The organism is Halopiger goleimassiliensis (assembly GCF_000455345.1).
Classification (GTDB): Archaea; Halobacteriota; Halobacteria; order Halobacteriales; family Natrialbaceae; genus Halopiger_A; species Halopiger_A goleimassiliensis.
Genome location: NZ_HG315690.1, coordinates 1,450,687 through 1,474,417 on the forward strand (window position 1 = coordinate 1,450,687; position 23,731 = coordinate 1,474,417).

General features: G+C 66.8%; 20 protein-coding genes. 6 read left to right on the top strand and 14 right to left on the bottom strand.

Annotated features, from left to right (window positions below; translation table 11 throughout):
* Positions 1-19: 19 nt before the first annotated feature.
* Positions 20-1,414 (bottom strand): NAD(P)/FAD-dependent oxidoreductase, encoded by a 1,395-nt coding sequence (locus TX79_RS07110; RefSeq protein WP_049926733.1) that lies wholly within the window; start codon positions 1,412-1,414, stop codon positions 20-22.
* Between the two features lie 191 nt (positions 1,415-1,605).
* Here TX79_RS07110 and TX79_RS07115 point away from each other — a divergent pair, with 191 nt between their 5' ends.
* On the top strand, positions 1,606-2,556 hold the full coding sequence (locus tag TX79_RS07115; RefSeq protein WP_049926735.1) for a formyltetrahydrofolate deformylase: 951 nt from the start codon (positions 1,606-1,608) through the stop codon (positions 2,554-2,556).
* Between the two features lie 278 nt (positions 2,557-2,834).
* Entirely contained in the window at positions 2,835-3,005 is a 171-nt protein-coding gene (locus TX79_RS19610) for a DUF7556 family protein (RefSeq protein WP_195892470.1), read from the top strand.
* An 87-nt stretch (positions 3,006-3,092) separates the two neighbouring features.
* Here TX79_RS19610 and TX79_RS19615 read toward each other — a convergent pair whose 3' ends face one another.
* From TX79_RS19615 to TX79_RS07135, 5 genes are all read right to left on the bottom strand, one after another.
* Positions 3,093-3,251: a DUF7576 family protein gene (locus TX79_RS19615; RefSeq protein WP_195892471.1), complete on the bottom strand. Its 159-nt coding sequence runs from the start codon at positions 3,249-3,251 to the stop codon at positions 3,093-3,095.
* A 150-nt stretch (positions 3,252-3,401) separates the two neighbouring features.
* Positions 3,402-3,809 carry a DUF2267 domain-containing protein gene (locus TX79_RS07120; protein WP_049926737.1) on the bottom strand — a complete coding sequence of 136 codons (408 nt, stop codon included), beginning with the start codon at positions 3,807-3,809 and terminating at the stop codon, positions 3,402-3,404.
* 678 nt (positions 3,810-4,487) lie between these two features.
* Positions 4,488-4,940 carry a DUF2267 domain-containing protein gene (locus TX79_RS07125; RefSeq protein WP_049926739.1) on the bottom strand — a complete coding sequence of 151 codons (453 nt, stop codon included), beginning with the start codon at positions 4,938-4,940 and terminating at the stop codon, positions 4,488-4,490.
* Between the two features lie 143 nt (positions 4,941-5,083).
* Positions 5,084-5,293, bottom strand: coding sequence for a hypothetical protein (locus TX79_RS07130; RefSeq protein WP_081655506.1), 210 nt, complete (start codon positions 5,291-5,293; stop codon positions 5,084-5,086).
* A gap of 141 nt (positions 5,294-5,434) precedes the next feature.
* The gene (locus tag TX79_RS07135; protein WP_049926742.1) at positions 5,435-6,454 is read right to left on the bottom strand and encodes a phosphoribosylaminoimidazolesuccinocarboxamide synthase; all 1,020 of its coding nucleotides are present in this window, start codon (positions 6,452-6,454) and stop codon (positions 5,435-5,437) included.
* 253 nt (positions 6,455-6,707) lie between these two features.
* Between TX79_RS07135 and TX79_RS07140 the strand changes: the two genes are divergently transcribed.
* Together TX79_RS07140 and cofH are read left to right on the top strand one after the other, a co-directional pair.
* Positions 6,708-9,287, top strand: a complete 2,580-nt coding sequence (locus TX79_RS07140) for a methyl-accepting chemotaxis protein (RefSeq protein ID WP_154660472.1) — start codon at positions 6,708-6,710, stop codon at positions 9,285-9,287.
* 77 nt (positions 9,288-9,364) lie between these two features.
* Positions 9,365-10,744 (top strand): 7,8-didemethyl-8-hydroxy-5-deazariboflavin synthase subunit CofH, encoded by a 1,380-nt coding sequence (gene cofH, locus TX79_RS07145; RefSeq protein ID WP_049926745.1) that lies wholly within the window; start codon positions 9,365-9,367, stop codon positions 10,742-10,744.
* Between the two features lie 199 nt (positions 10,745-10,943).
* Here cofH and TX79_RS07150 read toward each other — a convergent pair whose 3' ends face one another.
* The 6 genes from TX79_RS07150 to TX79_RS07175 all read right to left on the bottom strand — a co-directional run bounded on the left by TX79_RS07150 (position 10,944) and on the right by TX79_RS07175 (position 19,177).
* Positions 10,944-13,130 carry an elongation factor EF-2 gene (locus TX79_RS07150; RefSeq protein WP_049926747.1) on the bottom strand — a complete coding sequence of 729 codons (2,187 nt, stop codon included), beginning with the start codon at positions 13,128-13,130 and terminating at the stop codon, positions 10,944-10,946.
* Positions 13,131-13,333: 203 nt separating this feature from the next.
* Positions 13,334-15,028 carry a bacterio-opsin activator domain-containing protein gene (locus tag TX79_RS07155; RefSeq protein ID WP_049926749.1) on the bottom strand — a complete coding sequence of 565 codons (1,695 nt, stop codon included), beginning with the start codon at positions 15,026-15,028 and terminating at the stop codon, positions 13,334-13,336.
* Positions 15,025-15,474, bottom strand: coding sequence for a response regulator (locus tag TX79_RS07160; protein ID WP_049928314.1), 450 nt, complete (start codon positions 15,472-15,474; stop codon positions 15,025-15,027). Before TX79_RS07160 ends, TX79_RS07155 begins: the two co-directional genes overlap by 4 nt.
* A gap of 450 nt (positions 15,475-15,924) precedes the next feature.
* On the bottom strand, positions 15,925-18,219 hold the full coding sequence (locus TX79_RS07165) for a DNA polymerase domain-containing protein (protein ID WP_049926751.1): 2,295 nt from the start codon (positions 18,217-18,219) through the stop codon (positions 15,925-15,927).
* Entirely contained in the window at positions 18,216-18,512 is a 297-nt protein-coding gene (locus tag TX79_RS07170; RefSeq protein WP_049926753.1) for a hypothetical protein, read from the bottom strand. Before TX79_RS07170 ends, TX79_RS07165 begins: the two co-directional genes overlap by 4 nt.
* Positions 18,512-19,177 (bottom strand): hypothetical protein, encoded by a 666-nt coding sequence (locus TX79_RS07175; protein ID WP_049926754.1) that lies wholly within the window; start codon positions 19,175-19,177, stop codon positions 18,512-18,514. Before TX79_RS07175 ends, TX79_RS07170 begins: the two co-directional genes overlap by 1 nt.
* Positions 19,178-19,499: 322 nt before the next feature.
* Between TX79_RS07175 and TX79_RS07180 the strand changes: the two genes are divergently transcribed.
* Together TX79_RS07180 and TX79_RS07185 are read left to right on the top strand one after the other, a co-directional pair.
* Positions 19,500-20,567 carry an ABC transporter ATP-binding protein gene (locus TX79_RS07180; RefSeq protein ID WP_049926756.1) on the top strand — a complete coding sequence of 356 codons (1,068 nt, stop codon included), beginning with the start codon at positions 19,500-19,502 and terminating at the stop codon, positions 20,565-20,567.
* Positions 20,564-21,475, top strand: a complete 912-nt coding sequence (locus tag TX79_RS07185; protein ID WP_049926758.1) for an ABC transporter permease — start codon at positions 20,564-20,566, stop codon at positions 21,473-21,475. Before TX79_RS07180 ends, TX79_RS07185 begins: the two co-directional genes overlap by 4 nt.
* 24 nt (positions 21,476-21,499) lie before the next feature.
* Here TX79_RS07185 and TX79_RS07190 read toward each other — a convergent pair whose 3' ends face one another.
* Together TX79_RS07190 and TX79_RS07195 are read right to left on the bottom strand one after the other, a co-directional pair.
* A complete protein-coding gene (locus TX79_RS07190; RefSeq protein ID WP_049926760.1) occupies positions 21,500-22,216 on the bottom strand; it encodes a helix-turn-helix domain-containing protein in 717 nt (238 codons plus the stop codon).
* Between the two features lie 71 nt (positions 22,217-22,287).
* A complete protein-coding gene (locus tag TX79_RS07195) occupies positions 22,288-23,541 on the bottom strand; it encodes a tRNA (N(6)-L-threonylcarbamoyladenosine(37)-C(2))-methylthiotransferase (RefSeq protein ID WP_049926762.1) in 1,254 nt (417 codons plus the stop codon).
* Positions 23,542-23,731: the final 190 nt, after the last annotated feature.

Here is a 23,731-nt window from a genome sequence, read left to right on the forward strand (position 1 = left end):
CCCGACCGATGCTGCGACATCAGCAGTCGCAGTAGTCCGGTTCGCAGCAGTCGAGGTCCTCGAGGACCATCTCCTTCTCCCGGTACTCCTCGAGCGGGTCGGTATCGACCCCGAGTCGGTCGCCGATGGTCTCGGCGACGACGGCGAAGCGCTGGCGGAACTTGTAGATGAAGCAGAACTGCTGTCCGTCGTGAGTCACGGCCGGGCCGGCCAGGAAGAGGCCGGGCGTCGTCGCCGATTCGTCGCGATCGGTGAGCGAGGGGCCGTCGTCGTCGACGTCGAACAGGTCGTCGACCGCCGTCAGACTCCCCTCGAAGCCCGTCGCGAGGACCGGCGGCGTTCGCGATCGAATCTCGTCGCCGTCGTTCGTCACGACGACGTACTCGGCGTCGACTGCTTCGCCCGCACCGCTCTCGTCGTCCGAGTCCCGGGCGACGGCCGCTCGAGATTGAAGCCGTTCGATACGATCGACGCGGATCCCGGCGACGAGGTCGATCGGATACTCGGCCGCGAGGGCGGCCTCGAGCCGTTCGGTCGTCCGCGGCGAGAGCACCTCGCTGGGGTCGGGGCTGCGGTACTGCCAGGTGCCTTCCTCGTCGAGTACCGTCACGGAGAGTCCGGCTTCGGCCAGTCCGAGCGCGGCGTCGATTCCGCTCTCGGCACCCCCGACGACGATCACGTCGTCGCCCACCGGCTCGTCCGCCGACTGCTCGACGTTCGCCGCCGGTTCTTCCCGGTTGAGCCCGTGGAACGCCGACGCTTCGTCCGTCGCCGAAAAGGCGTCCCCGCCGTCGGCCGCCGTCTCGGGAGCCGGGTCGAGGACGGCGTCCGCCCCAGCGCCGTCGAACGCATCGATCGACGCATTGGCGGCGACTCGCCGAGCGTGGTCGCTCCAGGAATCGATCGTCGAGACGTGGACGGCGCGTTCCGCGCCAGCGATCGCGCCCGTGGCGGGGTACTGGTATTCGCCGGCCGCCCAGACGACGAACCGGGCACGGATCGAACCGTCGTTCGTCTCGAGGGTGAACCCCGACGAACCCCCGGCTGCGTCGCGATCGTCCCCGGGAACGACGCGCTCGACGTCGACGCCGGTCCGAACGGGGACCTCGTGGAACTCGGCGACGGCCTCGAGGTAGTCGGCGTACTCCTCGCCGGTCGGGTGTTCGCAATCGAGGGCGAGCGCGGGCGCGGTGTCGGGCGTGATCGCGTTCAGGTCGCGAACGCCGAAGGCGTTCGCCGGGAACGACGGCGTCAACAGTCGCATCTCGGCCGGCCACGCGCGGAACGACGCCCCGATACAGTCGCGCTCGAGGACGACGTAGTCGACCTCGAGGCGCTCGAGCGCCACGGCGACGCCGATTCCTGCCGGGCCAGCACCGACGATGGCGACCTCGTGATCGAACGGAGTGTGCATACACGGTTACAGGCGACCCTGCAGACTTAATAACTTTGGTGTACAAGTTATCAATATTTGTTACCAGATAGTGTCTAGTTGTTGGTGTCGGTTCGTACACAGACGGATTCGCGGAAAGCAGGACTTTTCACCGCCCGTGATCTGAGGGTCGTACTGATGTACCGACGTACGCTCGAGCGGAGGTGGCCCCGATGACGACCGACGTGACCGAAATTACGGTGATCGGAGAGGACGACACCGGACTGGTCGCTCGCGTGACCAGCCTCCTGTTCGAGCGCGGAATCAACATCGAAGACCTCGATCAGGCGGTCCGAGACGGCGTCTTCCGGATGTACCTCGCGGTCGACACCTCGGAGATGGTCTGCACCGAGGAGACGCTCCGCGAGGACCTCCACGAACTGGGCGACGACCTCGACCTCGACGTCCAGGTCCGGTTCCCCGCCGACCGGGAGACCCAGCAGATCGCCGTCCTCGTCACGAAGGAGAGCCACTGCCTCGAGGCGCTGTTCGAGGCCTGGGCCAACGACGAACTCGGCGCGGACATCGGCGTCGTGATCGGCAACCACGACGACCTCCAGCCGCTGGCCGAACACTACGGCGTGCCGTTCCACGACATCGGCGACGAGAAGGGCCAGCAGAACGAGGACGAACTGCTCGACCTCCTCGCGGAGTACGACGTCGACCTCATCGTGCTGGCTCGCTACATGCGGATCCTCAGCCCCAACGTCGTCTTCCGCTACGAGGACCGGATCATCAACGTCCACCCCTCGTTGCTGCCCGCGTTCCCCGGCGCAGAGGCCTACCGCCAGGCCTTAGACGAGGGCGTCCGCATCGCCGGGGTCACCGCCCACTACGTGACGACCGACCTCGACCAGGGGCCGATCATCACCCAGCGGGCGTTCGACGTCCCCGACGACGCCGACGTAGAGGAGATGAAACGTCGCGGCCAGCCGCTGGAGGCCGACGCCCTGCTCGAGGCGGTCCGCCTGCACCTCAACGGCGACGTCTCCGTCCACCGCGGCCGGACGTCGGTCCGAGAGAACGGCAACCAGTACCAGCTCGGGCTCCCCGAGGACGTCGACGATCTGACGCCGGACCGGCCCGTCGACGGCATCGGCACAGCAGTCGCAGAGGATCAGTAGCCGTTTTTCGTCGTTTCACAGCTCATACGCGCTGGTATCGACCGACAGAGTGTCGAGAATCTCCGCATTCGACCGAGAAATCCACACTGGATACCCGTCCGTCGGAGACGGCGATGCGATCACGTAACACGGAAAGTTTTTCACAAAATCAAACTTTCGTCTACCACACACCCACCACAGAGTTCGAAACGAACACTAGCAATTGGATTGGTGTCCGATCGTTTCCTGTTAGTCTCGAGTTCGGAACATTCATAACTGGTTGGTTCGAACGTGAGAGTATGACACCCGACGTGGGATCGGTTCACCGTTCCGCGGACGACCGCGAAGTAGTCGCAGCCATCGACGAAATCGACGGGCGGCGACAGCTCGTCATCGCCGATCTCACACGGGACGAGGAGTGGCTCTCGATGGGCGAGTCGGACGCCGTCTCGCTCGAGGACTGCCGCTGATCCGTCTCGAGGGCACGCCCGGTCGGCCGTGCACGTTTCGCGTACCGACCGGGTGACCCAGGCGAACGGCCCGCTTCGTTCGAGCGATCAGGACTCCCAGGCCTCGAGACAGTCGTCGTCACAGAAGTGGTAGTACACTGCCGTCCCGTCTTCGACCGAAGTGACGACGCGGCGGTTCGGTTCGTCGGCGACAGACTCGTCGCAGTGTCGACACCGTGGAGTCGCGTCGTCCGTCGTCTCAGTCATGTGCCGAACGAACGAACGAGAGCCACTTGAACGAACCTGTTGCGGCGGTATCGACCACCCCAGAGACCTCCCTGCAGGCGTCGGATCGGTCGACGCCGTGTCCCCGACGTGGCCCCGCGATCGTCACGCTGACCGGGTCGCCCGTCGCCGCTAGACGTTTTCGCGATCGACCGTCACGTCCTCGAACAGCGGCTGGAGATCGCCCGAGAGCTGGGATTTGAGGTTCTCGAGTTCGCCATCCGTCAGCGCGGCGGCGACGGCGTCCGTCACCGCGTCGGCGTACCGCTCGGCGTCGTCGGGTTCGGCGTCGGTCCCCTGCAGGTGCTCGGCGACGCGGTCGACGAACGCCTCGCGATCGTAGCCGGCCCCGTCGTGGTCGGCGTCCTGGACGATGCCCGCGAGATCGGTGGGCAACTGTGTCGCGACGTCCTCGGCCTCGCCACCGGTCAGCGTCTCCCCGAGCGTCTCGAGGACGGCCTCGGTGACGACCTGCGTGCGATCCATCGTGTCGAGGTGGCCGGCCTGCTGGACGAGTCCGTAGAATTCGTTCTCCTGCATGGCCGACGGTTCGGCGGTGTTCCGTATCGGGGTTGGGCACTCATCTGCAAGGAGTCGCCGTTGAGCCGATACGAAAGGATCATCTATCGAACGATACGTACAGGCGATGCAGTTACCGGTTCGTACCTGGCCAACCGTGTGCGGTGGCGCGCGCTGTCGAGCGGCCGCCCGAACGGGAGGGCGCTCGACCGACACCGTGCGAGGTCTTCGTGAGCTGCGCGGGACCGCCAGGTCCCGCGAACTGATCGCGCGGCGCAGCCGCGCGACACGATGCGAACGAAGGCTTGTCAGAGCGTGCTCTGACAGTGGATGAGCGACCGGAGGGAGCGTTAGCGCGGAACCGACGGTTCCGCGAACCATGCGAATAGTGCGGGACCGCTGGTCCCGCATACCGTGCGAGCGGGCCAGTGGCCCGCGAGCAGACGGCGGCGTTGCCGCCGTGAGCAGAAATCGGCTGGGGAGAGCGAGGTGCGAACGAACGTGAGCACCTCGGAACAGCGAACGGCGAACGGAGTGAGCCGTGAGCGGCGTGGCCACTCCCCGTGTCCACGGTAGCATGACGCTTCGGTTTACCGAGTCCTCCAACGAACACTCCGATCAATATACAGCTCTACCGATCGGTGAAACCGATTCTATGACACGCCGATCAACGTAATCTCCTGGGCTCGAGCCGATCAGCTACATGCGACGACCGGCCCCGGATCGCCGGCTCGACCGGTGTCCGACGGCACAGGACGACCACACCTCACTACTGCGATCAGGTAAACAGCGTCTCGAGGTCGTCGGGCACTGCGAGCGCAGCCCCCGCTGTTCCGACCGCGGGATCGACTCCTGGAGGACCTCGGCGACGGCTTCCGCCTGCGACTGGATCTCCTCGTCGTCTGCGCCTTCCGCTTCGAGGCGACCGTCGACGCGCTCGAGGAACTCCTCGCGCGAGAGTGACTCGGACTCCGCATCCTCGTCCGGCGAGAGGGCGTCCGCGTACGTCGACGGCAGGTGCGTCGCGACGGCCTCGGCCTGGCCCGCAGAGAGCGCCTCGCCGAGGGCCTCGAGGGTCGCTTCGGTGATCGGTTCGGCGTCGTCGACCGGACCCGATCGAGTCACGCGGTCGTGAAACTCGGACTGGTCCACTGTGACTCACCCGGACGGTACGACGGCCGGCACGGGCCTCTCGCTGGTGCCGACGACTGCAAGCGGCGACGCTCGGGACGGTCCCGCGGCTCTTCGAGAACCGGAGAGCAGCCGGAAAATCGGCGACGGCGGTCGGGTCGCGTTCAGTCGGCCTCGTTGGCCTCCGCCTCGAGGGCCGAGCCACCGGGGGTCGCGTGGAGTCGTTCGGTCCACGTCTCGGAGACGACGGGCGCGAGCGCCAGGAAGACGACGAACGCGACGAACAGCACCAGGAAGGCGCAGGCGACGACGGCGATGGCACCCGTTAGGTCGGTCGGCACGATACTTGCTAGAGCGACGCTGGCGAGGGACATGTCTCGACCGTATATCACAAGCACCTGCATATGAGGGTTACTTTTTCAGTCGAGAGGGGCAACGGTAACGCCCCCATCCAGCGTGTGTATGGGTATCTTGGTTCGTGGAGAACGGTGGCAGTGCAGGAGCAACGACAGACGTTACAGCCGCTGGACGGCACCGATCGCGCTCGAGAGCGGCGGCGCGTCGAACCACTCCCGGCCGGTGTAGGCGTTGGTGCCGGCACAGTACATGTCCCGGGCCGTCTCGAGGACCGACTCCTCGAGGGGATCGGGCTGGCGGTCGCACAGCGACTTCCAGTCGGCGATCCCCTCCCGTTTCGCCTCGGCTTTCGCCTGTTCGACGGCCTGGACCCACTCGGGCTGGGTGCGCTTGTGGTACTGGCGCAGCACCTCCTTCGAGAGCTGCGTGCCCTCGTAGCTGAAGCGGTTCTCGTCGAAGGTGCCGACGACGTCGGCCACGCGGATCTCGCCCCCGTAGTAGAGACACTCGATCTTGCCGTCCTGGTGGTCCAGGCCGGCCGACTCGGCCCGCTCGGTCACCAGCCGGTTGACCTCGCGGGCGATCGACTCGAGGTCCTCGATGGCGGCCGCGCCGGCGATGGCGTCTGCCTCCTCGCGCTCGAGGTAGCGGTCGCTCTCCTCGTACTTCGTCGAGAACTCGACGATGGGCTCCTCGAGGTCGACGGCTTCGTCGGGCCACGAGTCGAATCCGAGGCCGTGGTCGGCAGGATCGGTCCGCCGGCGGAGGCTCGAGCCGATCGGAACACGGTTGCGGAAGACGATCTCCAGCGGGATCAGGTAGTTCTCGCCGGCCGCATCGTGGTAGCGGTCGTAGTCGTACTCCCGGCCGTCGTTCGGCAGGTCGGGAACCTGCGTCAGGTCGATGGCCATCTCCCGCGGCGGCGCTGTGGCGTCCGCGAGCGGGACGACCTCGTCGTCGACGACGACCCCGCGGTAGTGCGTGGGGACGCCCTCGTCCTCGAGCAACTCGAAGTTGTACGCCCCCATCGTACAGAGGCTCGCACCCTTTCGGGGGATCTCGTCGGGCATCTTCCCCCAGTCGAACACGGAGTAATCGTCGGTGAAGACGAACGTGCCCCGGCCGAGCGAGTCGTCGGTTGCTGGCTCTTCGATCCGAAACTCCTTGACGCTGGTCACGCTTGCCTCCCCGCGCGAGCGGGCTGCCGGTCGCCGTCCATACGTGAGGTGCCGCGGTGATGACCCAAGAAGGTTTCAGTATCGGTCGCCGGACCCCGGTCGGCTCGAGCAGAGCAAAGGAGCGACGCACGGCCGCGGCCTCGAGACGGTCGATTCGGGCACCGTCGACCGTCGATCGAACCGGGTCGCCGTGTGCGATACAGCCTCACGGGGGCCATAACGGCTTTCAACAACCGAACAAATGTTGTCGAAAATGCCAGAAAGAGAGGGGACCGCCTCCGATTCCGACGCCGAGGCAGTCGACGACCTCGAGTCGGAATCACGGGACGGACTCGTCAGTCGGATACTTCCGAATCGAATACGACGGAGCTACGTCGGAAAGTTCGCGCTCGTCATCGCCATCGTTCTGGTCGTCACTCTCGGCGTCGCGGGCGCTTCCTACCTCGACATATCGAACCAGATCAGGGAGGATACGCGCAGCGAGATGGCCCTGACGGCGGAGATCGAATCCGAGGAACTCGGCGACTGGCTGTCGTCACACGCCCAGGAGGCGGAGATGCTTGCGTCGGACGATGCGATCGATTACACCGAGCGATCGGACCGCTCCATCAGAGGGGGGATGAACAGCAGGAAGTACACGATGCCCCAGGAGGTACGGACGATCCACTACGTCGATTACGAGTCCGAGACGATCGAGGTGAGCATCGACACCGGGATGGGCGGAACCGACCTGTCGACCTACGACGTCGATCTGTACGCCGAGGGTGACGGATCGGTATCCGACTACAGCGACGTCGGCGACGTCTCGGCGGCGTACACGACCCCGTTCGAGTACGAGGACGAATACGTGATGGCGTTTCTCAGTCCCATCGAGGAAACGTCCAACGCGATCATGACCGTCGTCTCGGTCGAAGAACGCGGTGGAGAGTTCAGGAATCCCATCGACGACAGCTACACGTCGATCGTCGACGGGAACGACGGGACGGTCCTGCTGGCCGACGACCAGGATCGCGTCTTCGAATCGTACGAGGCCGGCGACAACGACTCGGTGCGAAAGGAGGCGCGCCACCGAACGACCACCACCGAACTCGACGAGACGGACGAGGTGGTCGCGGCCACGCCGGTTCCGAACACCAACTGGTTCCTCACGACGCACGCGCCACAGTCGAACGCGTACGGGCTCGTCAGTGACGTCCAACGATCGCTCGGAGCGGTCATCGCCATCGCGCTCGTCGGCTTCCTCGTCATCGGGGCGACGATCGGTCGCTCGACGGCGACGGCACTCGACGACCTCGCGGACGACGCCGCAGCCCTCTCGCGGGGCGACACCGACATCGAACTGGCCGACGACGGCCGGATCGACGAGGTCGGCCGAGTTCGGGGTTCGTTCGGCTCCATCCGCGGCTATCTCCAGACCGCAGCCGATCAGGCCGACGCGATCGCGCGCCAGGAGTTCGACGACCCCGCCCTCGAGGAGGACGTGCCGGGCCAACTGGGCGACTCGCTCGAGACGATGCGGACGGACCTCGAGACCTACATCGAGGACCTCGAGGCGTCGAAGGCCGAGGCCGAGGCTGCCACGGAAGACGCCGCCGAGGCCCGCGAGGAGGCCGAGGAACTGGCCGACAGGCTCGAGCGGACGGCCGCCGAGTTCGGCGAGGTCATGAACCGGGCCGCCGACGGCGATTTCACCCAGCGACTCGACGAGGACGTCGACAACGAGGCGCTGGCCGAGATCGCGACGGCGTTCAACGGGATGCTCGAGGACCTCGAGCGAACGATCGTCGACGCCCAGGCGCTCGCCGGGGACGTCGATCGGGTCAGTACCGAGGTGACGGATCAGGTCCGGGAGATCGAAACCGCGAGCAACGACGTGAGCCGTTCCGCCGAGGAGATCGCGACCGCAGCGGCCGAACAGAGCGACCGGTTCCAGGAGGTCAACGGCGAGATGAACGACCTCTCGGCGACCATCGAGGAGATCGCCTCGACGGCAGACGACGTCGCGACCGTCTCCGAGACCGCCGCCGACCGGGCCGACGATGCGGGCGAGGCGACCACCGAGATCCGGGGCGAGATGGAGCGCCTCGAACAGCGTGCCGAGGAGATCACCGACCAGGTCGAGCGCCTCGACGCGGAGATGGGCGAGATTCGCGAGATCGTCGACCTGATCGACGACATCGCCGAACAGACGAACCTGCTGGCGCTGAACGCCTCGATCGAAGCGGCGGGTGCCGGCGAGAGCGGCGACGGGTTCGCCGTCGTCGCGAACGAGGTCAAGAGCCTCGCCGAGGAGACCGGCGAGGCGACCCAGGAGGTCGACGACCTGATCAGCAACGTCGAGGCCTCCGTCGACGAGACGGTCGCGGAGATCGAGCGCATGCGCGAGCAGGTCGACGAGGGGGCGGAGGTCGTCGAGAGCGGCATCGAGGCCATCGACGAGATCACCGAACAGGTCGATCGCGTGAACGACGGGATCCAGTCGATCAACGAGGCGACGGACGAGCAGGCCCGCGCGAGCGAGCGGGTCGTCACCATGGTCGACGAGGCCACCGAGAGCAGCGAGGAGACCAAAGACGAAACCGAGACCGTCGCCGCGGCGGCCGAGGAGCAGGCGGCGACGGTCGCCGACGTCGCCGCCGGCGCACAGTCGCTGACCGAGATGGCCGACGACCTCAGGACCTCGCTCGACGCCTTCGAGGTCGACGCCGACGAGGTCGATGGCGCGAATAGCCCCGCCGTCGCGACGGATACCAAACCGGCAGGAAACGACGAGGACGCCGACGACATCGTCCTCAAACACGACGAGGACGACCTCGAGACGGCCGACGACTGAGGGTCGTCCCCCGCGGCCGGCCGATCGAGCGGAGCGGACCACTACCCTTTTCTCGCTGTACCGGCATCGTTGCGACGATGGACCGAGCGGTGAGCGAGGCCGACCTCGCGTTCGATCACGTCCCCGAGACCGACCAGTCGTTCGAGAACGCGCTGGCGAAGGCCCGCGACGGCGACCGACTGACCGTCGACGACGCCATCGAGTTACTCACGACGGGGACCGATCGCGAGGGAATCGACCGGCGACGCAAAGAGCGTGTCCTCGAGGCGGCCGACCGCCGCCGCGCCGCGGTCGTCGGCGAGGAGGTCACCTTCGTCGCGAACCTCAACAACAACGTCACGACCGCCTGCAACGTCGGCTGTCTGTTCTGTAACTTCAAGGACGCCGCCCACACCTTCGAGGAAGCGAGCGAGGTCGAAACCGCGGGCTTCACCAAGACGCCCGAGCAGTCCCGCGAGATCGTCGCCGACGCCGTTTCCCGCGGCATCTACGAGGTCACCTCCGTCTCCGGCCTCCACCCCGCGTTCGCGCTGGACGACGAACACCGCGAGATCCTCGAGGCCCATCCCGAGCCGAAGGCGGTCAACTACAAACCGCCCGAACGCTACGAGACCAGCCCCGGCACCTACGTCGACCAGATCGCGGCGATGAGCGTCGACGGCGTCCACGTCCACTCGATGACGCCCGAGGAAGCCTACCACGCACGCCGCGGCACCGACTGGTCCTACGAGGAGGTGTTCCGGCGGCTGAAAGACGCCGGTCTCGACACCGTCCCCGGCACCGCGGCCGAAATCCTCGTCGAGGAAGTCCGCGAGGTAATCTGCCCCGGCAAGATCGGCACCGAGGAGTGGCTCGAGGCGATGGAAGCCGCCGCCGACGTCGGGCTGGGGACGACGGCGACGATCATGTACGGTCACGTCGAGAACGAGGCCCACCGGGCGCTGCACCTGAAACGGGTCCGGGATCTGCAGGATCGGACCGGCAACGTCACCGAGTTCGTCCCGCTCTCGTTCGTCCACCAGAACACGCCGCTTTACGAACACGACGTCGTCTCGAGCGGGCCGAGTACCGACGAGGACGAACTGATGATCGCCGTCTCGCGGCTCTTCCTCGACAACGTCGACCACGTCCAATCGTCCTGGGTCAAGTACGGCGACGAGCAGGGCCTGAAGATGCTCACCTGCGGTGCCGACGACTACATGGGAACGATCCTCTCCGAGGAGATCACCAAACGCGCCGGCGGCGGCTACGGCGAGTTCCGCTCGTTCGCCGACTACGTCGAGATGATCACCTCGATCGGCCGCGTGCCGGTCGAGCGCTCGACCGACTACGAGACCCGGCGGGTGATCGACCCCGACGATCCGCCCTTCGGCCCCGAACTCGGCCCGAAGGCCGACGGCACGCCCCTGCTCACCGACGACGAGCGCGCCGACCGGGCGCTGCCGGCCGACGACTGAGAGGACCTGTTTCTCCCGCCTTTCGCACCGCTCACTCGAGCCCTCCACTCACTCACAGCCGTAGTCCGTCATCGACCCGAGGTCAGTCTCGCGACGGAGGCGCAAACGGCGAACGCAGTTAGCGACCCGACGGGAGTCGAACGATCGCACCGCTCGAGAGAGGAGCAACGAAAAAGACCGCAGTCGAACGGCTCGGCGCTTAGATGTAGTCGATGTGCTCGGGCAGTTCGAGCTTCATGCCCTTGCGCTCGCGGATCTCCATGATCTTCTCGCGCTGGAGCGAGTCGGACATGACCTCGAAGCCGGCGTTCTCGGTGTTCCAGGAGGCGCGACCTTCGGTCGCGGAGCGGATGTCCGAAGCGAAGCCGATCATCTCGTCGACGGGCGCGATGCCCTCGACGACCATGAGGTCGCCTTCCTGGTACATGTCGTCGACGCGGCCACGGCGGCCCTGGATCTCGCCGGAGGCGGCACCCATGTGATCGTTGGGCACGTCGATGCGGACGTCCTGCATCGGCTCGAGCAGCTTGATCTGCCCGTCGATCAGGGCGTTGTGGACCGCTTCGCGGACCGCCGGGATGACCTGGGCCGGACCGCGGTGGATGGTGTCCTCGTGGAGGCGGGCGTCGTGCAGGCGGATGAGCGTCCCCTGGACCGGCTCGTTCGCGAGCGGGCCGTTGTCCAGGGCCTCCTGGAGCCCCTCGACGACGAGTTCCATCGTCTCGTTCAGGTGCTGGATACCCTTCGTGTCGTCGATCAGGACGTTCGTCCCGTGGATGGTCTCGACGTTCTGGGACGTCTCCTTCTCCATGCCGGCTTCCTGCAGGGCCTCGCGGCGTTCCTGTTCGGGCATGTCCATCGACGCCTCGCCGAGCCTGATCGTCTCGACGAGTTCGTCGTCCATCGGCTCGATGGAGATGTAGAAGCGGTTGTGGCGGTTCGGCGAGATGCCCTCGACCTCGTCGCTTTCCTCCTGGGGCTGCTCGCGGTAGACGACGATCGGCTCACCGGTGTTCACGGGGATGCCCTGGTTCTTCTCGATACGCTGGGTGATGACCTCGAGGTGGAGTTCGCCCTGCCCCGAAATGAGGTGCTCGCCGGTGTCCTCGTTGATGTCGATCTGGATCGTCGGGTCCTCCTTGGACTGCTGGCGAAGCGTCTCGATGAGCTTCGGCAGGTCGTCCATGTTCTGGGCCTCGACGGACTTCGTGATGACGGGCTCGGAGATGTGCTCGATCGACTCGAACGGCGTCATCTCGACGCTCGAGACGGTCGAACCGGCGATGGCGTCCTTGAGACCCGTGACGGCGGCGATGTTCCCCGCGGGTACCTCTTCGACTTCCTCGCGTTCACCGCCCATGTAGATGCCGACGCTCTGGATGCGGTTCTTGCCCGCGGTGCCGGAGACGTACAGCTCCTGGCCCTTCTCGAGCGAACCCGAGAAGACGCGCCCGGAGGCGACTTCGCCGGCGTGGGGGTCCATCGCGATGTCGGTGACCATGAAGACGACCTCGCCGTCCTCGTCGACCAGCCGCATGCCTTCGGCGAGTTCGGTGTCGTCGTCGCCGCGCCAGATGCGCGGGATACGTCGGGGCTGGGCGTCGACGGGGTTCGGGAAGTGCTCACAGACCATGTCGAGGACGACGTCCGCGAGCGGCGTCTTCTCGTGGAGCTCCTGGCGCTTGTCGTTGCGCTCGAGTTCCATGATGTCGCCGAAGTCCATCCCGGTGCGCTGCATCGAGGGCATGGAGACGCCCCACTTGTACAGCGCGGAGCCGAACGCGACGGTACCGTCCTCGACGGAGACCGTCCAGTCGTCGACGTCGTCCATCTCCTCGGTCATGCCGCGGATGAGTTCGTTGACGTCGCGGATGACCGAGACGAGTCGCTGCTGCATCTCCTCGGGACCTTCCTGCAGTTCGGAGATGAGGCGGTCGACCTTGTTGATGAACAGGGTCGGCTTGACGCCCTCGCGCAGCGCCTGGCGCAGGACGGTCTCGGTCTGGGGCATCGCGCCCTCGACGGCGTCGACGACCACCAGAGCACCGTCGACGGCACGCATCGCGCGGGTCACGTCGCCACCGAAGTCGACGTGGCCCGGCGTGTCGATGAGGTTGATGAGGTGGTTCTCACCCTCGTACTCGTGGGTCATCGAGACGTTTGCCGCGTCGATGGTAATCCCACGTTCCTGCTCGTCTTCCTCCGTGTCCATCGCGAGCTGCTCGCCGGCGGTCTCGTCGGAGATCATGCCGGCACCCGCGAGGAGGTTGTCAGAAAGCGTCGTTTTCCCGTGGTCGACGTGAGCGGCGATGGCGATGTTCCGGATGTTCTCCGGTTCGTCCATCAGCCGTTCACACTCTTGGACGATCTTCTTGCGTCGGCCCATATACCCCCCATTACCGGTAGCGGGGTCAAAAGGGTAGTGTTTCGTCGTCGGGAGGATTCGCCTCGTAGGCCGGTTGTCGGGCGTGAATCACCAGTTTGCGTGAGTGAATACCACGCAACGAGCCCGGCCGGCGGCCCGCCGACTCGAGGACGAGTGCAGTTCGACCATCTCACCTGCCGAGACGGAATCGACCCCGTCCGCCCTCACTCGCCGAGCACCGAGTCGAAGAACTTCCGCTCGGCGGTCCGGAGGTGCTGGTTGAACGTCGCGGGGGCGATACCGAGGCGATCGGCGATCTCCTCGCCCGTGCTCCCGCGGGGCCAGTCGAAGTAGCCCGCGTAGTAGGCCGTCTCGAGCGCGGCTCGCTGTTTCTCCGTGAGTTCCTCCTCGAGGACCGACTGCGACCCCGCGTCGGGCCGGCGGCTCCGTTCGGTCGTCCGCTGGGCGAGGTAGGTGACGTCGTCGCGGTCCTCGTTGATGAGTTCGATCATCTGACGGGTGTCCCGCCCCCGCGGAAGTTCGACGACGAACCGAAACTCCCCGTTGGCGATCGTCGCGGACTCGACGCGGCCGCCGTGGGTGGCGATCGTCTCGAACAGCGAGACGGCCGCGGGGGCGACCAGTTCGAACTCGAACTCGTCGCGCCTGGCCGCGAGCACGCGCACGTCGGTGATGCCGTCCATCTCCTCGATCGTCTCGCGGAACGTCTCCTCCGAGACGTCGTGGGCCGATCCGTACGCCAGCAGCGTCTCGTCGCCCCGGACCAGTTGTTCGATCTCGATCCGACACTCCTCGGTCGTCGACAGCGCGGTCAACTCCTCGGCCATCTCCTCGACGCGGAACTCGAGTTCGACGACGGCGTCGCTGACGAGGGCGTCCCGGCGTTCGATCGCCGTGATCGCGTGGGCGACGACGTCGCCGATACGCGAGAGGACGGGGATGACCGGATCGGTGAACGCACGGGGCATCGAGGAGTAGACGTTGAGGACGCCGTAGACGAGGTCCTCGTGGATAACCGGGATCGCGGCCGAGGAGCGATAGCCGCGTTCGCTGGCCTGTTCGCGCCAGGGTTCGAAATCCGGGTCGGTGTGGATGTCGTTCATGACCTGGACCTCCCCGGTCCGGATCGCCGTTCCCGCCGGCCCCTGGCCCGTCGGATCGTCCTCGTCGACCGTCACGTCGATCTCCTCCAAATAGTCCTCGCCGACGCCGGCGGCGACCTTGGGGATGACCTGGTCGCTCCCGGGGTTGACCTCCCCCAGCCAGGCGAAGCGGTAGGCGTCGGACTCGACGAGGCGATCGCAGACCCGCTGTTCGAGTTCGCCCCGCGTCTCGGTCGTGATCACCGCGTGGGTGATGTCGTGGCCGATCCGGTTGAGCCGGTTGAACGCCTCGAGTTGCTCGCGCTGGCGGCGTCGCACCCGCTCCTGGCGGGCGCGTTCGATCGCGTGATGGATCGTCCGGACGAGCAACTCGCTGGTGACCTCGTCCTTGACGAGGAAGTCCTGTGCGCCACGCTGGATGGCCTGGACGCCAACCCCCTGATCGCGCAAGCCGGTCAACACGACGATCGGCGTCTCACGGTGGTCGTCGTGGACGGTCTCGAGCGTCTCCAACCCCGTACTGTCGGGCAGGTTCAGGTCGAGCAACACCACGTCGACGACGTCAGCCTCGAGGGTCTCTAGCCCCTCCTCGAGACGGGTCTCGTGGATGATCTCCGTCGAGCCACCGGTCGATCCCTCCCCGCCGACGCGCTGGGCGAGTTCCTCCGTGTCGCGCAGCATCTCCTCGATCAGGCGGGCGTCGCCGGGGTTGTCCTCGATCAGGAGGACCTCCAGTCCGTCGTCCGGTTCGGCGGCGTCGGCCGTCGTCCGGGTGTCCGTCTCTGATTCGCTCATCGACGCTCACCCTCCGGCGGCAGCCGGACGACGGAGAACCAGAACTTCTCGAACGCCCTGACCGTCTCGATGAACTCGTCCGGATCGACCGGCTTCGTGAGGTAGGCGTTCGCGTGGAGTTCGTACGACCGGACGATGTCCTCCTCGGCTTCCGAACTCGTCAGGACGATCACCGGAATCGATCGCAACTCCTCGTCGGCTTTGAGCCGCTCGAGGACCTCCTCCCCGTCGGTTCTGGGAAGATTGAGGTCCAGTAAAACGAGATCCGGCCGCGGGGCGTCCTCGTAGGGCTCACGCTGGTGGAGGAAATCGAGGGCGGCGTCGCCGTCGGAGACGACGTGGAGGTCGTTCTCGATGCGACCTTGCTCGAACGCCTCCTCGGTCAGACGGACGTCGCCGGGGTTGTCCTCGACGAGCAGGATCTGTGCCGGCTCGAGGTCAGTCATCGCAGTCACGCTCGGTTTCAGGACCGTCCCGTCGGTTCCGTCGGTCACCTCGCGGTCCCAGTGGCGGTCGAGCGGCTGGACGTCCGCCACTTCGGCCGGATCGATCCCTCGCGGACGGGCTGCGTCGGACCACTGCTATCCGTCGTTCACCGCGGCGACGGATATACGTGGGGGGTTGCCATCGCCGTCCACGGGCGTAGTCGCGTGGAGGAAGCCGCGAGACAGTCGGTCGCGGCCGTCCGCCCCTCGAGAAACGGGACGGGGCCGCCGTCCTCGAACTGCGCCGCTCGAGGGACGGACCGACCCCCGATCGGCCGGGCGGAACGGGGAGAACCACCGTCGAAGCGTCGGTGACGATCATGCTAATTGCAGGGACAAGACGATTGCCAGCTAAAAAGGTAGTGTTCGAAACTGCCGTCGGACGGACTTTCAGGCGCTGTAGACGGTCTGTTACTCCGCGAAGGCCGACAGCCGGACCGTCCGGCCGTCCCGCAGGTAGCGTCGGATCCGCGTTCGATCCCACCCCAGCGGGGAGACGACGTCCTCGCAGGCTCGCACCAGTTGCGTCGCGTAGAAGTCGGGGTCGTACGTCGTCGGCTCCTCGAGCGCCAGTCGAACGCGCTCGGGGCCGCGGGCGTCGTCGGCGGCGACCACGTACGCGACCGACTGGCCGGGAGAGCGGTCGATGCCGTGGCGTTCGTAGCGCTCGAGGGCGGCGACGGTCCGGGTGCGCTGGCTGTAGGCCTCGCGGGCCTTCGAGACGCGTTTCGTGACCACCAGGTCCGCGGGATCGACCGCGCCGCGACGGAGCGCGGCGAGTCGCCGACCGAGGACGTCGCAGACGGCTTCGGGATCGCGCTCGCGGTCGAGCGTCTCCACGAAGGCCCGCTGGCTCTCGGCGACGTAGGCGGACGTGCTGCGCTGGCGGAGCGCGATCCCCCGATACTTGTACTCGCCGTCGGCGCGCTTGCCGAAGTACTTCGTGAGCGCGCCGGCCGACCCCGACCCGCTCGAGGCGACCGACGCTCGCGAGTTGCCGGACGCCCCCGACGTGCTCGTCCCGCTCGAAGCGCTCGTTCCAGCCGAGTCTCGCCCGTGCGCGTCGCCGGTCGGAATCGACTCGCGCAACGGTACGAAACAGCACCACTCGTAGCTGCCGTTGTGCTCGAGCGAGATGCCGACCGCCGCCGATATCTCGTCGATCACCGCCTCCAGAGGCTCCGACTGTACGCCCTCTCGAGGGGTCACCCAGAAGCTGTCGACGATGCCGTGGACGATCCGCCAGCCCGCCTCCTCGAGCCTCCCTTTCGCCTCGACGGCGATCTCGCGGGCGTAGGCGTTGATCGCCTCGTGGCACTCGATCCGGCCGTACTTGGCGTTGCGGTAGCCCTGGTAGCCGAAACAGGAGACGAGCACCCACTTGATCGCGCCCGACTCGGCCCGGAGGCGGGCGGCCTCCGCCTCCGGCGGATCGTCGGCCAGCCGTCGCTTGCGCTCGGCCCGATCCTCGAGCAGCGGCTCGAGCACGCGCGGGAGGAAGGCCTCGTCCTCGCAGATCCGGTAGCCGAGCGTCGGCACCTCGTGAAACCCGGTGTCGCTATCGTCTCGAGCGCTCGGACAGCGACAGCCGACCGTCTCGGGGCTGACGTTGTGCTCGCAGATGATCCGCGGGTACAGCGACGCGAAGTCGATCTCGTGGACCGCCTCGTGGAAGCCGACGTCGGGGGCGAACGTGAACCCGCCACGGTCGGCCGCGTGGAGCGTTCGGACGTCCGTAAACCGCTCGGGCTCCCACTTGTTCCACGGCGCGAGGACGCCCCACTCCCGGCGCGCCAGCCGGATCTGGCGCGAGGTGAGCAGCGTGCCGATGCTCCCCCAGGCCGCCTCCTGCAGCGGGCGGCCCGTCATCGAGACCATGTACTCGATCCCCGCGAGGCCGGCCTGGTTCCAGAGGAAGCTGTTCGAGACGTCGATTATCGCCCGCCCCGGGACGCGATACCGGGCCGGCGAGTGGCCCACCCGGCCGTAGCTCTCGTAGGTGTTCTCGCCCGCGATCCGCGCCAGTCCGGGCCGGCGACCCAGGCCGAACCCCTCGAGGCCGCACGCCTCGGCCCGGCGCTCGAGGGTCGGCAGCAGGTCGGCGTCGTTCACCACCAGGACGTCCGGATCGCGACGGTCGAGCGTGCGCTCGAGTGCGTGGAGTACCGCCCCGGAGTCGCTCGCGCGGTCGCAACCGACGCGTTCGGCGAGGGGGTCGCCGTCGACCCGAAGCGCCGTCACGTCCCCGTTCGACAGCGCCGGCTCCGGGAGCTCGAGTTCCAGCGTCCGGAGATCGCGGGCCGGCGTCGGATCGAGGCCGCGGTCGAGGCAGTAGCGGAATCCCGGCTCGAGGTCGACGTCGAACAGCCGGACGGTGCCGGGAGCGTACGCGTCGCGCTCGTGGACGCCCCGGATCTCGCGGGCCAGCGTCCGCACCTCGCCGACGCGCTCGCAGTCGACGCGCAGTACGCGGCTCCGCTCGCCGACGTGGGCCTCGTGGAGGTCCGTCGCCCACCGCTCGCGGCGGGTGCGGACGACCTTGGGATCGCGCTCGAGGCGCGCCCGGAGGTCCGCGAGCGGTTTCTCCGGTCCGGCGACGAACAACGAGGGCGTGTACTCCTCCACGACCGTCGGCTCGGCCCCGTCGTCGGTCAGGTGCCACTCCCGGACGCAGCCGTCCTCGAACTCGAAAGTGTACGGGCTCACGGCTCCCCCTCCGTCGCATCCGCCGTCCCGTCGTCGGCGGCCGCCTCGAGCGCGTCCACTCGCTCGCGGAGGCGGCGCAGTTCGACCTCGTGGGCGAGCAACAGCGAGAGCAGGAAGGCCCGCTCGGGGTCGGGCGGGTTGGCGTAGCCGGCCGCGTCCGCGAACGACCGCCCGCGGTCGAATAGCCGGTCGAAGTCGGCCTGGTACTCCCGGCGCAGCGCCCGTCGCATCGGCCCCCACTCCTCCTCGAGCGCCCGGACGGCGTCGCGATAGGTGGGATTCGTCCGGCCCATCAGACGGTCACCTCGAGCAGGTCCTCGTCGTGGGCCGCGACGACGGGATCGATCGCGTCGACGGTGCCGCAGACGTCGGCCCAGTAGGGGATCGTCGTCTGCCAGTAGCGGCCGTGCCAGTAGCCGGCCGTCACCGCCTCGCCGTCCTGGCGCTCGAGGCGGCGACCCTCTCGCGTCCGGACGCAGGCGAGTTCGTCGTCGGCGACCGCCGCGAGGTACTCGGCGTCGTCCGCGTCGGCGGTCGTCACGAGGACCGGCACCTCGAGCGCCCGCCCGAGTTCCGCCAGCGTCTCGCGGGTCGCGGCGAGCAGGTCCTCGCGCTCCCACTCGGGGAGGTCCGCGTCGTGGTACAGGCTGGTCGCGTTCGGCGCGACGATCACGCTCGTCCGGGGACCGGCCCGCCGGACGACCTCGCGGACCAGCGAGTGGTGCTGATAGGCCGTAAACGCCCGCGCGATCTGCAACCCCTCGAGGACGCGTGGACTCGACGCACAGTCGTACAGCGCGTGGGTCGCGGCGGCGTTTCGCGCGTCGATCCAGTAGGCGGTCCCCCCGGAGTCGGCCGCGAGTCGATCACAGACCAGCCGGTGAACGATCGTCGATCGCGGCGACGGCACCTCGAGCAGCGTCAGGCCGGGTTCGAGGTCGATGCCGTGGTCGTGCATACGCGAACGGTGGCTCGAGCGCCCCATAAGCGACGGCGCGCGGCTTCCGATCGTTCCGATTTCCCCGTTACGGTCCGAACGGCCGTCGTACGACCCGGTTCGCTCGCTTCCTCCGTTTCCGAAAGCGGTTCCGAAAGCGCGAGCGCTCGAGCCGAGCGGAGCCACCGAACGCCAGTTCGATCGACGTACAAACGGTGTCAGCGGGTCCCAGAGAGGCGGTCCGAAGGAGCAACTCGCCGGGAGCGACGGATCGGTTCGGAAGAGCGGCCTCACATATTAGAGAAGGGGATACGGGAGCCACACCCTTCGTTTCGAGTCCGTTATGCGATCACCAACGAAACCCGACGAGTCGAACGCGCGACCGACCGATCCCCCGGCTATCGAGGCGTCGGACGTCCACGTCACGTACGAGGACGGGACCGAAGCGGTCCGTGGCCTGTCGCTTCGCGTCGAGGCGGGCGAGTTCTTCGGATTCCTGGGGCCAAACGGTGCGGGGAAGACGACGACGATACGGACGCTCGTCACGCTGCTGTATCCGACTGCGGGAAGCGTGTCGATCAACGGGTTCGACGTCCGAACCGACCCTCAGGCGGTCCGCGAGTCGATCGGATATATGGCCCAGGAGACGAGCATCGACGAGGAACTGACCGCCCGCGAGAACCTCCGATTCGCCGGCCGAGCCTACGGCGTTCCGAAAGCAAAACGAGCGGACCGCATCGCGGAGCTACTCGAGGTCGTCGGCCTCGAGGAGGTCGCCGACGACAAGGTCGACACGTTTTCCGGAGGCATGAAAAAGCGCCTGGACGCCGCGACGTCGCTGCTACACCGTCCACCACTGGTGTTTCTCGACGAACCAACGACGGGTCTCGATCCCGAAGCACGGACGCGACTGTGGGACTACTTCGAGCGACTCAACGAGCAGGGGACCACCGTCTTCCTCACCACGCAGTACCTCGAGGAAGCGGACCGGCTCTGCGATCGGCTCGCAGTGATCCAGGACGGACGGATCATCACGTCCGATACGCCGGACGCACTCAAGTCCCGAGTCGGCGGTGAGGTGTTGGAACTCGAGCTAGCAGACGACGACGCCGGTCGGATCGAGCGTGCGAAACGGATCGTCCGTGAAACGGATGCGATCGACGCGACGAGGGTAACGACGACCGAAGACGGCATCGAAGTCGCCTCCGAAAACGCACGGGAGGGAGCCCACGAACTGCTCGTCGCGTTGTACGAGGCCGATCTGCGGGTGGCCGCATTCGACGTTCGATCGCCGACGCTGGACGACGTGTTCCTCTCGCTCGTCGGTGCCGACCGGGACCACGATCGTTCCGGCGCGGCGAACCGAGACCAGCAACCGCCTGCTGAAGTCGACGTGGAGGGACAGCGATGAGTTCCGAACCGACGGGCAAGACGGCAACCGGCGAGGAGAGAACGGCGTCGGGAAACGGGTTCGGTATCGATACCTGGATCTCCCTCAAGCGGTGGCTCGTCAAAACGTCGCGAAGCCCCTTCGTGACGTTCTCGTCGCTCGTGCAGCCGATCATCTTTTTCGTCCTGATCGCGGCAGTGCTCGGCGCTGTCGCCGACGGTGTGTTGGCAGAGGCCTACAGCGGCGACGTACACTACGTTACGTTTCTCACGCCGGCGATCGTCATTCAATCCGCACTCGCCGCCGCGGCGGTTTCGGGCATCGGACTGGTCAAGGACATGGAAACGGGGATGTTCGACACGATCCTCGTCTCGCCGATCGATCGACGCGCGATGTTGCTCGGAAAAGTGCTCTCCGAGGTGTGTCGCGTCGTCGTTCAGACGCTGATAATCGTCGTGCTCGGCTATCTCATGCTCCGGTACGCCGCCGGGGACTCGAGTAGTGTGTATCTCCGAACCGGCGTCTCCGGCATCGTCGGCATCGCCGCCGTCGCCGTCCTCTTCAGTCTCATCTTTATGGCCTTCTCGAACGTCGTCGCACTCGTCACGCGGGACGAAGAGGCGACGATTCTGATCGCGAACCTCCTTACGTTTCCCCTCCTGTTTATCTCGAGCGCGTTCCTTCCGCTGGACGTGCTTCCCGGCTGGATTCAGCGAGTTGCGGTCGTCAATCCGGTGACCTACGGCGTCGACGGGATCAGGGCCGTCATGCTCGACGCCGACGTGATGACGGTATTCGACGTCACCGCCTTCACCGGGCTGTGGAACACCGTCGTTCCCGCAGTGGCAGTTCTCGCACTGTTCACGATCGTTCTGGGGACCGTGGCCACACACCTGCTTACCAGCGCCTGGAAAGCCGAGGTTCAGTAGCCCCTCGGCTCCGCTCCAGGACCGTCACGTGTCGGTTGCGGGAGTCGCCTCCGTTCGCGATCGAACCCCTCCCGCGGTCGGTAGAACCGCGGTCTCGGCGAGGTGTGCGTGTGCCCGACGGAGTCGCTCGGAAAGCGACGGTGCGGTGATCCCGAGTTCAGATGCGACGTCCTCGAGCGACGCCGTTCGCGGAATTTCGAAGTAGCCCATCTCGTACGCGGTTCGAACCGCTTCCTGCTGGCGGTCGGTCAGTCCCTCGGCCGGCGTCTCGACTTCCTCCTCGTGGGTGAGTCGCCGGAGCGTAAACCCAGCGTTGGCCTGCCAGAAGCGTCGGAACTCGTTCAGCGTATCCAGCTCCGCGAACCAGCCGGTTTGAATCCACCCGTCGGGAGTGACGCGAATCCGATCGATGATCGATTCGGTGGCGTTGAGACCCCGGAGTTCGTCGAGGTCGTCGACGTGATCACCGAGTTGCTCCGCCATTCCGACGGCTGGTCGGATCTTGTATCGCCGCGTACCGTCCGTCAGACCGGTCGACACGTAGTCCGCGACGAACGTCGCCGACTCGAAAGCCCGCTCGATCGCCGCCGTCGATTCGTCGGCCACGGAGACGATAAACGGCGGATGACCGCCCTGTTTCGGGCCGATCTCGACCTCGATCGTGGCCCCTGGTACCTCGCTCGCGACCGCGACGAGCGGCAACTGCTCGCACGCGATTTCGTATTCGGCGACGTATCCCATGAACCACTCAACGGGACGACACCAATTATAGCGCACGAAACGGTTGCGGCCGGGCGTCGTCGCACTCGGTATCAGACCGGTTCGCCGAAGGCGTACATCGTCTCGTGGGCCGTCACCTCGAGGTCGACGAAGTCGCCCGGCTCTAAGCCGTAGTCGCTGGCGTTTTGCACGATGAGCTGGCGGTAGGCGGAGTCGCGACACTTCACGGAGTCGGCGGTCCCCGCCTCGACGACGAGGCAGTCCTCGCGCCGCTGGCCGACCATGTCGGCGTAGGCCTCGCCGACGATCTCGCGCTTGGCCGCGCTCATCTCCTTCGAGCGTTCCTTCTTGACGGTACCGCCCAGCCCCTTCATGTCGGCGGCGTCCGTCCCGGGGCGCTTCGAGAAGCGGGTGACGTTGATCTTCTCGGGCCGGGTTTCCCGGAGCAGGGCCATCGACTGCTCGTGGTCGTGCTCCGTTTCCGTGGGGAAGCCGACGATGAAGTCCGTCGAGAGCGTCCAGTAGTCGAGCCGCTCGTCGAAGGTCTCGACGACCTCGAGGTACTCCTCGACCTGGTGCTGGCGGCGCATGTCCCCGAGCACGTCGTTCGAGCCGGACTGGACGGGCGCGTGCAGGAAGTCGTACAGCTTCTCGTGTTCCGCGAAGACGTCGGCCAGTTCCTCGCGGATGCCGTGGACACCCTTGGGGTTGGCCATGCCGACCCGGACGCGGAACTCGCCGTCGATCTCGCAGATGCGCTCGAGCAGCCGGTGCAGTTTTCGCTCCCCGTCGTCCCAGCCGTAGACGCCGGTGTCCTGGCCCGTGATGCGCAGTTCTTTCGCGCCGGCGTGGATCAGCGCGCGGGCCTTCTCGACGTTCTCCTCGATCGGCGGGGAGTCGATCTTCCCCGTCGCGTGCTTCGTGATGCAGTACGAGCAGTCGGACATACAGCCCCGGGCGATGGGGAGAATGCCGACGACGCCGTCGAGGACGGGTTCGGCGTCGGGCGTAGTTGTCGGACACTCGCCGTTGGTCACGGCTTCGGGAACCTCGTCCCAGTGCAACACCTCGCCGTCGACGTCGGCCTGACGGAACTCCTCGCCCTGGGCCAGCGCCATACAGCCCGTGATGTAGAGGTCTGCGGTCTCGTCGGCGAGTTCCTCGGCCCGGCGGAGCATGTTGCGCTCGGTCTTTTCGACGACGGTACAGGTGTTGAGGATGGCCACGTCGGCCTCGTCGGGGCCGTCGACGCGGTGGTGGCCCGCGTCGCGGAGCCGTCGCTCGATCTCACGGCTCTCGCCGCGGTTCGAGGTGCAGCCGTAGGTCTCGATGTGGTACCGGGCCATCCGTGCTATCTCCCAGTCGGGGGTCCGCGGGCAAAAGCCCGACGGATCCGGCACGGGACGGCACGTCCGACCGAGAACGCCGAAGTAGCCAATCCGGCCGCGTTGCTCCGGCCGCTCGAGCCGCCTCGATACCCGCTCCGCCACGGAAAATTTTTGATCGCTGAGACGAAACCGAGATGTAACGCCCTCC